Raw genomic sequence first — 13,216 nt, forward strand, 5'->3', positions numbered from 1 at the left:
CCTGGGCCGTGCCCGTGCTCGTGCCTGGGCACGGCCGTGCCCGTGTCTGGGCCGGGCTGTGCCCGCGCCTGCGACGGGTCGTGTCCGTTCCCGGCAGGTCTTGCCCTGCCTGGGACTGTGCGTGAGCGCGACCTGGGCGGGCTGCCCGGCCCGCTGCGGCACGTGATCGCCTCGTGCCTGGCCGAGGACCCCGTCGGCCGTGCGCGTTCATCCAGGTGCTCCAGATCCGGCCGACCACGACACCTTGGCCGAGTCACCGGCGCCGCCCTGCTCACCCGGCGCGCCGGCCCCGATCGGCAACCGGCGTATCGAGCCCGGGCGCGGGTGTGTCTCCGGTCCGGGCGGGCCGCCGTTGGCGCCGTGCGGGCGAGCGGTGATTCGCGTACCGGTGGGCGGTGGAGTTCTGGCGGGGGGTGTCGCGGACGGCGGCGTGTGGAGGATCGCGGGATCGGATGACGGCGCGGTCGGGTGTGTCGCCGTGAACACGGGGAGCGGGAGTGTGCTTTTTTCGGCTCTGAAAGTTTCATTCGCCGGTGGGGGGCGGGGGATATTCGGGCGTGCATTCCCGGTGGTTTTCATTCTCATCCGGCCGTGACCGGCCGTCGGTGCCGTCGCGTAATCTTCTTCTTCCTTTTAGGTGAGTACCGCCGGAAGGCCGGTTCCCTCGATCATGGGTCGCGGCAAAATCCGGATTTATGCGCATTTGTACGGTCCATGTCGGCGAACGTTTTGCGCTGCAGGGTGATACCGATGGATTTCAAGATCCTCGGGCCCATCGAGGTCCGGGCGGCCCACGGGAAGCCGATCGCACTCGGGCGGCGCAAGCAGCGGGTGTTGCTCGCCGCTCTGCTGCTCAACGTGGGCAGGGCGATCCCCAGTCAGCGGATGCTGGACTGGCTGTGGGGTGAGCGGCCGCCCGCCACCGCGGAGTCGAACCTCTACACCTACATCTCCGCCCTGCGCCGGGTGCTCGGCGCCCCCTCGCGGATCGAGGCGGGGTCGAACGGGTACGTGCTGCGGGCCGCGCCCGGTGAGATCGACGTGACCCGGTTCGAGGAACTGGCCGAGCAGGGCCGCAGGGCGCTGGCCGAAGGGCGCAACGACGTCGCGCTGGAGCGGTTGACCCGCGCGCTGGGCCTGTGGCGCGGTGAGGCGGTTCTGGAGGGGCTGCCCCTGCCCGCGTCGCTGCGCGGGGAGGCGGCGCGGCTGGAGCGGCTGCGGGCGAGCGTGGTGGACGCGGCGCTGGAGGCCCGGCTGGCCCTGGGGCAGCACGCCGAGGTGCTGGCCGACCTGGAGGCGCTGACCCGCAGGGACCCGCTGAACGAGCGCCTGCGTACCCAGCTCATGCTGGCCCTGTACCGCTGCGGCCGCCGGGCCGAGGCGCTCGCGGTGTACCAGGAGGCGCGCGAGACCCTCGCCGCCGAGCTGGGCGTCGATCCCGGCCCGGACCTGAACCGGATGCATCAGCGCATCCTGGCCGACGATCCCGCCCTGGCGCCGCCGCGGACGGCCGCCACGCGGCGGATCTTCGCGCCGGCCGAGCTGCCGATCGACTCGGCCGCCTTCACCGGGCGGGCCGCCGAGATCACCCGGCTGCGGGCGGCGCTCACGTCCGCGGGGCCGGTCGCCGTGCACACGATCACCGGGGCGGCCGGGATCGGCAAGTCCGCGCTCGCCGTGCACGTCGCACACCAGGTCGCCGGGGGCTTCCCCGACGGGCGGCTGTACGTCAACCTGCACGGCGCCACCCCCGATGCCAGGCCGCTGAACCCGGCCGGCGCCCTGGCCCGGCTGCTGCGCTCCCTCGGCGACGACGCGGCCGTGCCCGCCGACGTGGACGAGGCGGCGGCCCGGTTCCGCTCGCTGACCGACGGCAAGCACCTGCTGCTCCTGCTCGACAACGCCCGCGACGCCGCCCAGGTGCGTCCGCTGCTCCCCGCCAGCCCCACCTGCCGGGTGCTGATCACCGCCCGCAGGACGCTCACCTCCCTGGACGCCGTCGCCCACCTGCGTCTCGGCGCCATGGCCGAGGACGAGATGCTCGCCCTGCTCGGCCGCCTGGTCGGCGAGGAGCGCGTCACCGCGGAGCCGTGGGCCGCGCGCGCCATCGCCCGGCTGTGCGGCGGCCTGCCGCTGGCGATCGGGATCGCCGCTGCCCGGCTGATCGCCCGGCCGGGACTGCCGCTGCGCGTCCTCGCCGACCGCCTGGCGGTCGAGGACCACCGCCTTTCGGAGCTGCAGGCCGACGACCGGGCCGTACGGGCGTGCTTCATGGTGAGCTACCGCGGCCTGGACGCCGAGGACTCGCGGATGTTCCGGCTGCTGGGCCTGCTTGGCGGGGCCGACATCAGCGTCACGGCCGCCGCGGCGCTGGCCGGCCGCCCGGAGGAGCAGACCGCCGTCCTCCTGGACCGCCTCGCCGACGTCCAGCTCCTGGAAGCCCGCGAGGCCGACCGGTACCGCATGCACGACCTGCTCCGCCTGTTCGCCCGCGAACGGGCCGAGCAGGAGGACGGCGAGGACGACCGGGCGCAGGCGGCGCGGCGGGCACGGCTATTGCGGAATCCGTGACCGGCGCCTACCTACACAGATATGTGTGGCCCGGGGTATAGCCGCATTCAACATTATTGGCGACATGGCCGGCACCTTGCGGAATTCGCGGGAACACGTAGGGGAAAGGGCGGACGTGTCGGAGCTGATCGGTGTCGATGAGTGTGAAAACCTCACCGTGAAACAGGTCCAGGACCTGTACAGAAGGTATGTCAGCCGCAGTCAGGTCAACCTCATGACCTCCTTCGGCTTCGGCCGGGAACTCGTCGAGCGCGCCGAGGGCGCCTGGATCTGGACGCGCGACGGCCGCCGCATCCTCGACGTGACCGGAGGGGTCGGCGTGCTCAACCACGGTCACAACCACCCGCGCATCCTCGACGCGCGCCGCCGGTTCGCCGAGCGGGGGCGCATGGAGGTGCACAAGGCGTTCTTCTCCCCGTACGTCGCCGCGCTGAGCCACAACGTGGCCGAGCTGCTGCCGGGCGACCTGAACATCTCCTACTTCCCCAACTCGGGCGCCGAGGCCAACGAGGGCGCCGTGAAGATGGCGTACAAGTACCACGGCGGGCGGCGCAACACGATCCTGCGCTCCGACATCAGCTTCCACGGCAAGACCCTCGGCGCGGGCAGCCTGACCGGCTCGGCCGAGAACTCCTTCCGCTTCCCCGGGCTGCCGGGGATCGTGGTGTACCCCTACGGCGACGTCGGGGCGGTGCGGGCGGCGATCGAGGCCGCGCGGACCCCCGACGGCTGCGACGTCTACGCGATCATGGCCGAGCCGTTCAGCGCGTCCAGCATGCGCTCGTGGTCCGAGCCCGACCTGTACGAGCTGCGGCGGCTCTGCGACGCGAACGACATCATGCTCATCTTCGACGAGGTCTACACGGGGTGGGGCAAGACCGGCAGCCTGTTCTACTTCATGCGCTATCCCGACCTGCTGCCCGACATCCTCGTCTACTCCAAGTCGCTGGGCGGCGGCAAGGCGTCGATCTCCGGATACACCGCGCGCGAGCCCGTCTTCCGCAAGGCGTACGACCGGCTCTCCGACGTCATCCTGCACAGCACGACGTACTACGGGTTCGGCGAGGAGACCGTCACCGCGATCGAGGCGATCAACGTGGTCGTCGAGGACGACTATCCCGCGCGGGCGCGGCAGATCGAGCGCATCCTGCGACCCGGCCTGGAGAACATCCACAAGCGCCACCCCGACGTGGTCGGGCGGGTGGCCGGCACCGGGGCGCTGTGGGGGGTGTTCCTGATCGGCGGCCCCAAGGTGCTCGACCTGGCCGCCAAGCTGGCGCCGGGCTTCTCCGGCGACCCGAACTTCCGCACCAAGCTGATCACCCTGTCCGTGATCGCCGACCTGTACCGCGAGCACGGCATCGTCTCGTACTACAGCCCGAACGCCGACAACCCCCTCGTCGTCGCGCCGACCCTCACCATCGAACCCGACGACGTCGAGTACTTCCTGGACGGCCTGGACAAGACGCTGGCCAAGGGCCTGCCGCGGCTGCTCGGCCGGTTCGTGCGGGAGAAGGTGGGGTCGCGGTGGGCCACCGGGTCGTAGTGACCGGCAGCGCCGGGATGCTCGGCGGCCACCTCGTCCGGCGGCTCGCGCTCGACGGCCACGACGTGCTCGGCGTGGATCTGCGCCCGCACCCCGTCCCGCCGCCGGGAGCGCGGCATCTGCGCGGCGACGTGCGCGACCTGGCGCTGATGACCGAGGCGATGGCCGGGGCGGACGCGGTCGTGCACTGTGCGGGCGCGCTGCCGAGCTACCCGGCCCAGCAGATCCACGACGTGATCGTGGGCGGCACCCGCACGGTGCTGGAGGCCGGGCGCCGCGCCGGCGTGGAGCGGGTGGTCCACATCTCCTCCACCGCCGTGTACGGGCTGCCGAAGCTGGTGCCCACGCCGGAGGAGCATCCGCGTGAGCCGGTCGATCCCTACACCAGGGCCAAGGCCGAGGCGGAGGAACTGGCCGAGAAGTACCGGGCCGGGGGCATGTGCGTGCCGATCCTGCGCCCCAAGACCTTCCTCGGGCCGGGCCGGATGGGCCTGTTCGCGATGCTGTTCGAGTGGGCCGAGGAGGGCCGCAACTTCCCGGTCCTGGGCCGCGGGGACGTGCGCATCCAGATGTTCGCCGTGGAGGACCTGGTGGACGCCGTGATCGGCGTGCTCCACGCCCCGCCCGGCGTGGCGGACGACACCTACAACATGGCCGCCGCCGAGTTCGGCACGCTGCGGGAGGACTTCCAGGCGGTGCTGGACGCGGCCGGCCACGGCAAGCGGGTCGTCGCGCTGCCCGCCCGCCCCGCCCTGGCGGGGCTGCGCCTGCTGGAGCGGAGCCGGCTGTCCCCGGTGTACGGGCGGCTGGTGCGCAAGCTGCTCGCCGACTCCTACGTCAGCATCGACAAGGCCCGGGAACGGCTCGGCTTCCGGCCGCGGCTGTCCAACCGGGACGCGATCCTGCGCGCGTACGCCTGGTGGCGGGAGCACCGCGCGGCCGGTACGGCGCGGGGCGCGGGCCAGACGAGCCGCGACGCGTGGCGGCAGGGCGCGCTGTCGCTGGCGAAGGTCTTCTTCTGAGCGGCCGGGGTTGAGCATGCACGTCGTCGAATCGGCGGACGCGCCGCAGAGCCCGGGGCGTGCGGGGCCGGCGCCCGGAGTGCGGCCCCGTACGCGCCTGGCGGACCTCGCCGCCCTGATCCGCCCCTCGCACGCGGCCAAGGCGATCCTCCTCGTGCCGATCGCGCTCGTCGCCGCCTCACCGTGGCGCCTGGCCGAGGTGGGCGGGATCGCGCTGGCCACGCTGGCGTTCATCCTGGCCTCCGCCGCCGTCTACATCGGCAACGACATCGCCGACCGGCACCGTGACCGGCACCATCCCGTCAAGTGCCGCCGCCCGATCGCGGCCGGGCGCGTGGGCCCCCTGACCGCGTGCCTCTACTGCGGGGTCCTGCTCGCGCTGCTCGGCGCCATCGTCGCCCGGGAGCCGGGGGCGTACTGGCCGGTGCTGGTGTACCTCGCGCTCAACGTCGCCTACAGCCGCCATCTCAAGCACCTGCCGCTGGTGGACGTGGGCACGGTGGCGTTCGGCTTCGTCCTGCGCGTGGTGCAGGGGTACGAGGTGACCGGAGGGCCGGTGGCCGCCTGGCTGCTGGTCGCGGTGTTCTCGATGTCCCTGCTGCTGCTCCTCGGCAAGCGCCGCCAGGAGCTGCTGGAGACCGGGGCCGCGCACCGGCCGGCGCTGCGCGGCTACTCGATGGAGCTGACCAACTGGCTGCTGCAGATCGCCTCCGTGCTCGCCCTCATCTCCGGCCTGATGTACCTGCGTGACGAGGGCCCGTTCGGCCCGGAGCACGGCCAGACGGCGATGCTGCTGTCCACCCCGTTCGCGTTGCTGGCCCTGTTCCGCTACCTGCAGATCCAGTTGGTGGACGAGGACGGCGGCGACCCGGTGCGCGTCCTGCTGCGCGACCGGGTCATGGTCGCCAACGCCGTGGTGTGGGCCGCGACCCTGGGCGTGACGCTCCTGCTGGCCCGCAACACCCACCTGTGACCCCGCATCTCGTGACCCCGCATCTCGTGACACGGAAGGAAGGACATGGACGTCCGCTTACTGGGACCGGTCGAGGTGACCGCCGGGGACCGGCGCGTGCCGCTGGGGCCGCCCCAGCGGCGCGCGGTGCTCGCCGCCCTGGCCCTCGACGCCAACCGCCCGGTATCGCTCCCGGCGCTGGCCGAGCGGGTGTGGGATCTCCCGCCCGACCGCGCGGCCGACTCGCTGTACGCCCACATCGCGCGCCTGCGCCGGGCGCTGGCGGCGACCGCGGTGTCCATCGAGCGCCGCGGCGGCGGGTACGTGCTGGAGGTCGATCCCGACCGGGTGGACGCCCACCGGTTCCTGAGCCTGACGAGACGGGCGCAGACCGGCGACGACCGCACCCGCGCCGCGCTGCTGGCCGAGGCGATGGAGCTGTGGCGCGGCGCGCCGCTGACCGGCATCCCGGGGGAGTGGGCCGCCCGGATGCGGTACGGCATCGAGCAGCAGTTCGTCGGCGCGCTCGCCACCTGGGCCCAGGCGCAGCTGCGGATGGGACGTCCCGAGGTGGTGGTCGCCGAGCTCACCCCCCTGGTGCCCCGCTACCCGCTGGCCGAGCCGCTGGCGAGCATGCTGATGCGCGGCCTGTGCGCCCTGGGCCGCACCGCCGAGGCGGTGGCCCTGTACGCCCGCCTGCGCGCGTACCTCGCCGATCATCTGGGCATCGGGCCGGGGCCGGAGCTGCGCGCGCTGCACCGGGAGATCCTGCGCGGCGGCCACGACCCGGTGGTGCGGGAGCCGCTGCTCGTCCCGGTCACCGGCGCACCGAGATGACCAGGCGCTGGCCGCTGTGGTCGGACATGCCGCCGGAGCGGACCAGCTCGTACTCGTGCACGGTGACCTCGGGCGTGGCGAAGGCCCAGTCGATCCGCCACCACGGCCGGCGGTCGTTCCAGGTGGCGGGGTAGAGCGAGCCGAGGGCCGGGGCGGCGTCGCGCATCCGGTCCGGCAGCAGGCGCAGGATGCCCATCGCGGGTGAGGCGTTGAAGTCGCCGGCCAGCACGGCCGGGTGCGGGTTGGCGCCGGCGTCGGCCGCGAGCGCGCGGAGGTTGGCCCGCCGCAGCCGGTGCTGCTCCGGGCTGAGCCGGCGGGGGTCCAGGCCGCGGTAGGCGGAGTCCACCGGCGAGTTGATGTGCGTGTTGTAGAACGAGACGGTACGGCCGCCGACGCGCAGGTCGGTGCGCAGCGTCTTGACCGTGTGGAAGTCGGGCATGGACGAGCCGGGCGGCACCGCCCTGTCCCGTTCCTCCTCCGCCCACGGGCGCAGGTCGATGCCGCGCTGGAGGACGATCGGGAAGCGCGAGAGCGTCACCAGCTCGCTCGCCACGGCGATGTGGTGGCCGGGGAACTCCCGGCGCAGCCTGGCCAGGTCGTCCACCCGTATCGGCCGGGAGCCGGGGCCGAAGTAGACGTACTCCTGGAGCAGCAGCACGTCCGCGTCCTGCTCGCGCAGGAACCGGTAGAAGTCGCCGGCGTCGCGCGGCGGTGTGCCGGTGGCCGGCGGTCTCGGCATCCCGCCTTCCCAGCGCTGGTCCCAGTACCAGGTGTTCCAGGAGAACACGGTGATCGCATCGGGCGGGGCCGGGGCGGGGCGGTGCCACAGCGCGGCGAGGTTGATCCCGCTCGCGCCGCCGCCGAGGATCAGGCAGGCCAGCGCCACGACGGCGGTCACGCGGCGGGCCCGGCGCGTGACCAGGGCCGCCGCGAGCAGCAGGACCGGGACGACGGCGAAGGCGAACGGCGGGACCAGCTCCGGGATCTGCCACCACCAGACCCGGCCGGACAGCGCGAGGTGGAGCCCGGTGAACACCAGCCAGGCGGCGGCGGCGCCCGGAACCGGCCGGAGCCGGCGGCGCGCCCGCGCGGCCCGGCGCGACGCGCCGGGCCGCGGCGTGACCGATGTGACCGAGGTGCCGGTCATCGCCGTCCGCCCGGCTCGGGAGCACCCGCCCCGGCCGCCGCGGGCCGTACCGGCGGGTCGGGGTCGTAGAGCCGGCGGAACCTGGGCGAGCACGACCACCGCGCGACCCCCGCCGCCACCCCGGCCGCGATGGTCACGTTCACGACGAAGTGCACGGCACCGTAGTACAGCAGGAACAGCGGGCCCCGCCTGCGCAGCACGAACCGGTACATGCCCAGGTCGGCCAGGATCGACACGGCGAGGGCGAGGGCCGGCAGCGCGGCGCCGGCCGGGCCGAGCAGCGCCGCGGGCAGCGTGGCCACCGCCGCCAGCGCCGCCAGGCTGCCGCCGGCCCGGTTGGAGGTCTCGAACCCGCGGGCGAAGCGGCGCCGCCGCGCGTACAGCGGCACCCGGGCGCGGCCCCGCCGGTACAGCTTGCGCAGCAGCCCGCCCAGCTTGTCGTCATGGTCGTGCCGCGAGCGCACCGCGGTGGTGAGCACCATGTCGTAGCGCTGGGTGAGGCGGTGGCCGTAGTCCACCTCCTCGGTCTCGCGCAGCCGGGTGTTGAACGGGCCGATCTCCTCGAACACGCTGCGGCGCATCGCCATCAGCGCCGGGAACAGGAACGAGATCGACCCCTCGGAGCTGGCCGTCCAGTAGTGGTACTGGAGCGCCCGGTACTCCTCGACGAGGCTGTCGCGGATCAGCGGCTCCGGGTCGTGGATGCTGCACACCGCCCCGAGCCGCGGATCGGCCGCGAGCATGCCCACCGCGACCTCGACGGCGTCGGGGTAGGCGGCCACGTCGGAGTCCGCGAACACCAGGATCTCGCCGCGGGCGTGCGCCGCGCCGAGGTTGCGCGCCGCCGCCACGCCCGCGTTGCGCCCGGTCTGGACGACCCGGACGCCGAGCCGCCGCGCCACCTCGACCGAGTCGTCGGTGCTCGCGTCGTCCACGACGATCAGCTCGACCGGCCGGTAGGTCTGGTTCTGCAACGCGCGCAGGCACAGCTCCAGCGAGGCGGCGTAGTTGTGGTTGGGCACGATCGCCGACACCAGCGGGGCGCTCATCGCTCACACCCCCACCGGTACGTCGTAGGTGCGCCGGAACCGGCTCGACACCAGGCACTGGGCGGCGCCGGCGAACACCGCCACCCCGACGGTGACGTTCACCAGGAAGTGGACCGCGGCGAAGTAGACGGTGAACGGGGTGCCGGCGTAGCGGCGGACGAAGCGGTACATGCCCAGGTCCGCCGCGATCGACCCGAGCAGCAGCGCGGCCGGCGCGAGCAGCCACCCGGGGCCGAGCAGGGCCGGCAGCGGCGCGGTGACCACGGCGAACAGGGCGGCCAGCGAGCCCCACCCGCGGCTGCTGTCGGCCGGGCCGCCGTTGAAGTCCGGGCGACGCAGGTACAGCGGGATGTGCAGGCGCGCCCGGTGGAAGAACTTCGACAGCACCACGCGCAGCCGGTCGTCGTGGTCGTGCTTGCCCCTGAGCGCGGTGTCCAGCACGATCCGATACCTCTGCGTGACCCGATGGCCGTACTCGGCGTTCTCGCTGTGCCGCAACGCCGGGTTGAGCGGCCCGATCTCGTGGAAGACCTCCGTGCGCATCGCGAAGATCGCCGAGTAGATCGTGGTGATGTCGCCCTCGTCGCCGGAGATCCAGTAGTGGAGCTGGAGGCTGCGGTACCGCTCCACGAGGCCGTCGGGGATCAGCGGCTCCGGCTCGTACGTGCCGCACACCACCCCCAGGGTGGGATCGGAGCCGAGCAGGCGCACCGCGTGCTCGACCGCGTCCGGGGCCAGCGCCACGTCCGAGTCCACGAAGAACAGCACCTCCCCGCGCGCGTGCCGCACGCCCAGGTTGCGCGCCGCCGGCGCGCCGATGTTGGTCTCGGTGACCAGGACCCGCACCCCGTGCCGGCGGGCCAGCTCCGCCGAGCCGTCGGTGCTGCGGTCATCGACGACGATCACCTCGATGTGGGGATAGGTCTGCCCCGCCAGCGCCTCCAGGCACAGGCCCAGCGTCCGGGCGTAGTTGTAGTTCGGCACGATGACCGAGACCAGCGGTGACGGCTCCATGGTCGATGACCCTCCTTCTCGTCCGGCGCAGCAGCATCGGCGCGGCCCGCCCCCGGCCGCTGCGGGTGAACTCCGAGGTGTCGTTCACCCGGGGGAACGGCTCGTCCGGCACCGGGACCTCCAGGAACGCGCACAGCGGCGCCCAGCCCTCGCGGACGTCGAAGACGAGCAGCCGCTCGGGCGCGATGGCCGCGGCCACCCGTTCGGTGTGCGCCCGGAACAGCGCGATGGCGCGCTCCGGTTCGCGGTCGGCCGGGCGCGCGAAGGTCCGCGCGTCCAGCGTGGCGTCCACCATCCGCACGAACGCGGCCAGGTCGGTGCCCAGCAGGGACGACAGGGCGATGGCGGCCCGGCCCGGCAGGGAGTCCATGCGCCGCCGCTGCATGAACAACGTCCTGCGCATGCTGGCCAGCCACTGCTCCGGGTCGCGCACGGTGAGGACGACCTTCGCCTCCGGGTAGCGCTCGGCCAGCTCCCGCCAGTGCGCCGAGGCGGGCCCGTCCACGCACGACGCGTAGCCGGCGAGCAGGGCGTCGTAGTCCACCGGGCCTCCCGAGGCGGCGTCGAGCCAGGCCCGGATCTGCTCGGGATGCCGGAACACCTCCACCATGTGGTGGCAGGGGCCGAAGCCGAGCCGTTCCAGCGCCGTCTTCAGGGACAGCGTCCCCGTACGGCCGAAACCGGTGCCGATGACCCGCATCGGCCTCACTCCCGGGTGCCGAGGCGCTGCAGGACGCCCACCGCGCCGCCGAGGGCGCCGGTGAAGGTGACCGCGAGATGGACGCCGGTGAAGTACAGGCCGAACGGGACGCCCCGCTGGGCGAAGGCGTACCGGTAGGTGCCGGCGTCCAGGGCGATGGCGGCGGCCACGAGCGCCGGGGGGACGGCGGCGCCGATCCGGCCCGCCACCGCGGGCAGGGCGAGGGCCGGGACCGCGGCGAGCAGCAGGACGCCGCCGACCGCGCGGGGCACGGAGTCGCCGGGCGTCTCGCCCTTGCGCCAGTCCAGCGCGCTGATCCGGGCGCGGCGGAACACCTTGCGCAGGATCACCGGGACGGTGGCGTCGTGGTCCTTGCGGCCGCGTACCGCGCCGGTGAGCTGCACGTCGTAGTGGCGCATCACCCGCGCGCGGTAGTCGGCCGAGACGGTTTCGCGCAGGCGCGGGTCGAACGGGCCGATCTCGGCGAACACCTTGGCCGGCACCGCGAGCACCGAGGCGTGCAGTTCCAGGGTCGGCCGGCCGGTCGGCATCCACCAGCGGTGCATCTGCACCGCGCGGTACCGCGAGGCCGGGGTCTGGGACAGCAGCGACTCCGGCCGCAGGATCCCGCCCAGGGCGCCGATCTCCGGCCGGGACTTCAGCGTCCGCACCGCGTTCTCCACCGCGTCCGGGTCGAGCGCGATGTCGGCGTCGAGGAAGAGCAGGATCTCCCCGGTGGCGTGCTCGGCGCCGAGGTTCCGCGCGGGGGTGGGGCCTCCGTTGACCGGCGTGCGCAGCACCGTGGCGCCCATCGACGCGGCGACCTGCGCCGCGTCCTCGGTGCCGCAGTCGTCCACCACGATCACCTCTATATGCGGATACGTCTGTTCCCGCACCGCCGTGAGGCAGAGGCGTAGCACGTCGGACCGGTTGTAGCTGGGAATGATGATCGAGACTAGCGGGAGCTCCTGGCTCATGATGCGCTCCAGTGGCCGCGGTTCGCTGCTTCGCGTCCGGCTCACGCTAGCCAGGCGGGCTTGTCCCAATCTTGTCGCGATCTCACGGCGGGCACGGGCAGCGGGGACAAGAAAGCGACAAGAACGCCTCGGTACGTTCGACGCCGGCGTACGCACCGAGGTGATGCCATGACGGAACAGGACGTCGCTATCGAGGATCGGCTCCCCGGTCCGCCGTCCCCGGCGGGGGCGGGCTGGGCGGCCCGGCTGCGCCGGTTCGTCCGGCCGCGCCGGCGCTGGTGCCTGGGCACCCGGCTGGTGGTGACCGCCTCGGTGGCGTGGCTGCTGTTCCTGGCCGCCCACCTGGCGGCGAGCGGGCGCACGCCGCTGTGGGCGCCGTTCGATCTGATCCCGCCGTTGCTGTTCCTCGCCGTCCCCGCGCTGCTGCTGGTCGTGGCGCCGCTGGCCCGCCCCGTCCGCCGGCGGATCATGCCGCTGCTGGTGGCCGCCGCCGTCCTCGGCGCCGGGCAGAGCGGGGTCAACTACGCCACCCTCTGGTACGACCCGCCGCCTGCGCCGCCGGGCGCCATCACCGTGGTCGCCTGGAACACCGAGTTCTGGGACCAGGACCTGCGCACCGGCGACGGCGAGCGGCGTTCCCCGGGGTTCTACGACTACCTGCGCGAGCTGGGCGCCGACGTCTACCTGCTGACGGAGTACCTGTACGTGGACACCGCGGCGCCTGACACCTCTCGCTGGACGGCCGGCCTGGCGGTGCGCATCGACAAGACGGCCGAGCTGCGCCGCGCGTTCCCGGGCTACCACGTCGCGGTGTCCGGCGAGCAGATCACGCTGTCGCGGTTCCCGATCGTCGCGCACCGCGGCCTGGACATGCGCCCGTGGCTGCCCGCCGAGCAGAAGGAGATCCCTTCCGCGCTGCGCGACTGGCCCGAGGGCTACACGGTCGAGACGCTGCGCACCGACATCGACGTGAACGGAAAGGTCGTCTCCTGTTACGCCACCCAGGTCGCCCAGCCGCCGCTCGACTGGCGGCTGCACCGCGCCGAGTCCCGCGACGACAACCGCGCCAGAACCCTCCGGCGCGAGGCGAGCCTGCGGGCGATCCAGGCGGACATCGCCGCCAACCCGAACCCGGTCGTGCTCGCCGGCGACCTGAACACCTCACCGGCGATGGGCGTCCGCCGCATGCTGCCGGACCGGCTGGCCGACGCGACGCCGGCGCTGTCGTCGCTGTATCCCGCGACGTACCAGGCCGGCGGCGCCGAGCTGTGGCGGATCGACTGGATCCACACCACCCCTGACGTGACCGTGCACCGCTACGAGCTGCCCGGCGCCGCCGGGCTGTCCGACCACCGGGCCCAGCGCGTGGTCCTGTCGGTGACCTGACCGGTGAAGGGAACG

General features: G+C 73.4%; 11 protein-coding genes. 6 read left to right on the forward strand and 5 right to left on the reverse strand.

Features of this window, described 5'->3' with window-relative positions:
- The first annotated feature begins 750 nt into the window (after positions 1-750).
- The 5 genes from HNP84_RS20960 to HNP84_RS20980 all read left to right on the forward strand — a co-directional run bounded on the left by HNP84_RS20960 (position 751) and on the right by HNP84_RS20980 (position 6,928).
- On the forward strand, positions 751-2,571 hold the full coding sequence (locus tag HNP84_RS20960; RefSeq protein ID WP_185051447.1) for an AfsR/SARP family transcriptional regulator: 1,821 nt from the start codon (positions 751-753) through the stop codon (positions 2,569-2,571).
- Between the two features lie 157 nt (positions 2,572-2,728).
- Positions 2,729-4,117 (forward strand): aspartate aminotransferase family protein, encoded by a 1,389-nt coding sequence (locus tag HNP84_RS20965; RefSeq protein ID WP_312925361.1) that lies wholly within the window; start codon positions 2,729-2,731, stop codon positions 4,115-4,117.
- Positions 4,099-5,139 carry an NAD-dependent epimerase/dehydratase family protein gene (locus tag HNP84_RS20970; RefSeq protein ID WP_185051449.1) on the forward strand — a complete coding sequence of 347 codons (1,041 nt, stop codon included), beginning with the start codon at positions 4,099-4,101 and terminating at the stop codon, positions 5,137-5,139. Before HNP84_RS20965 ends, HNP84_RS20970 begins: the two co-directional genes overlap by 19 nt.
- A 16-nt stretch (positions 5,140-5,155) precedes the next feature.
- Positions 5,156-6,112, forward strand: a complete 957-nt coding sequence (locus HNP84_RS20975) for a UbiA prenyltransferase family protein (protein WP_185051450.1) — start codon at positions 5,156-5,158, stop codon at positions 6,110-6,112.
- A 45-nt stretch (positions 6,113-6,157) separates the two neighbouring features.
- Positions 6,158-6,928: an AfsR/SARP family transcriptional regulator gene (locus HNP84_RS20980; RefSeq protein WP_185051451.1), complete on the forward strand. Its 771-nt coding sequence runs from the start codon at positions 6,158-6,160 to the stop codon at positions 6,926-6,928.
- On the opposite strand, the gene HNP84_RS20985 is transcribed toward HNP84_RS20980, so the two are convergent.
- The 5 genes from HNP84_RS20985 to HNP84_RS21005 are packed head-to-tail and all read right to left on the reverse strand — an operon-like array spanning position 6,909 to position 11,815.
- The gene (locus HNP84_RS20985) at positions 6,909-8,075 is read right to left on the reverse strand and encodes an endonuclease/exonuclease/phosphatase family protein (protein WP_185051452.1); all 1,167 of its coding nucleotides are present in this window, start codon (positions 8,073-8,075) and stop codon (positions 6,909-6,911) included. The genes HNP84_RS20980 and HNP84_RS20985 overlap by 20 nt on opposite strands.
- Positions 8,072-9,124, reverse strand: coding sequence for a glycosyltransferase family 2 protein (locus tag HNP84_RS20990; protein ID WP_185051453.1), 1,053 nt, complete (start codon positions 9,122-9,124; stop codon positions 8,072-8,074). Before HNP84_RS20990 ends, HNP84_RS20985 begins: the two co-directional genes overlap by 4 nt.
- A gap of 3 nt (positions 9,125-9,127) precedes the next feature.
- Complete coding sequence (locus tag HNP84_RS53220; protein ID WP_312925387.1) at positions 9,128-10,108, reverse strand: glycosyltransferase; 981 nt, start codon at positions 10,106-10,108, stop codon at positions 9,128-9,130.
- Positions 10,014-10,838 carry a sulfotransferase family protein gene (locus tag HNP84_RS21000; RefSeq protein WP_221336514.1) on the reverse strand — a complete coding sequence of 275 codons (825 nt, stop codon included), beginning with the start codon at positions 10,836-10,838 and terminating at the stop codon, positions 10,014-10,016. The genes HNP84_RS53220 and HNP84_RS21000 overlap by 95 nt, the downstream gene beginning before the upstream one ends.
- Positions 10,839-10,843: 5 nt before the next feature.
- Entirely contained in the window at positions 10,844-11,815 is a 972-nt protein-coding gene (locus HNP84_RS21005) for a glycosyltransferase family 2 protein (RefSeq protein WP_185051455.1), read from the reverse strand.
- Positions 11,816-11,983: 168 nt separating this feature from the next.
- Here HNP84_RS21005 and HNP84_RS21010 point away from each other — a divergent pair, with 168 nt between their 5' ends.
- Positions 11,984-13,201 carry an endonuclease/exonuclease/phosphatase family protein gene (locus tag HNP84_RS21010; protein WP_185051456.1) on the forward strand — a complete coding sequence of 406 codons (1,218 nt, stop codon included), beginning with the start codon at positions 11,984-11,986 and terminating at the stop codon, positions 13,199-13,201.
- Positions 13,202-13,216 lie beyond the last annotated feature (15 nt).

It is taken from the genome of Thermocatellispora tengchongensis (genome assembly GCF_014202315.1).
GTDB classification, from domain to species: domain Bacteria; phylum Actinomycetota; class Actinomycetes; order Streptosporangiales; family Streptosporangiaceae; genus Thermocatellispora; species Thermocatellispora tengchongensis.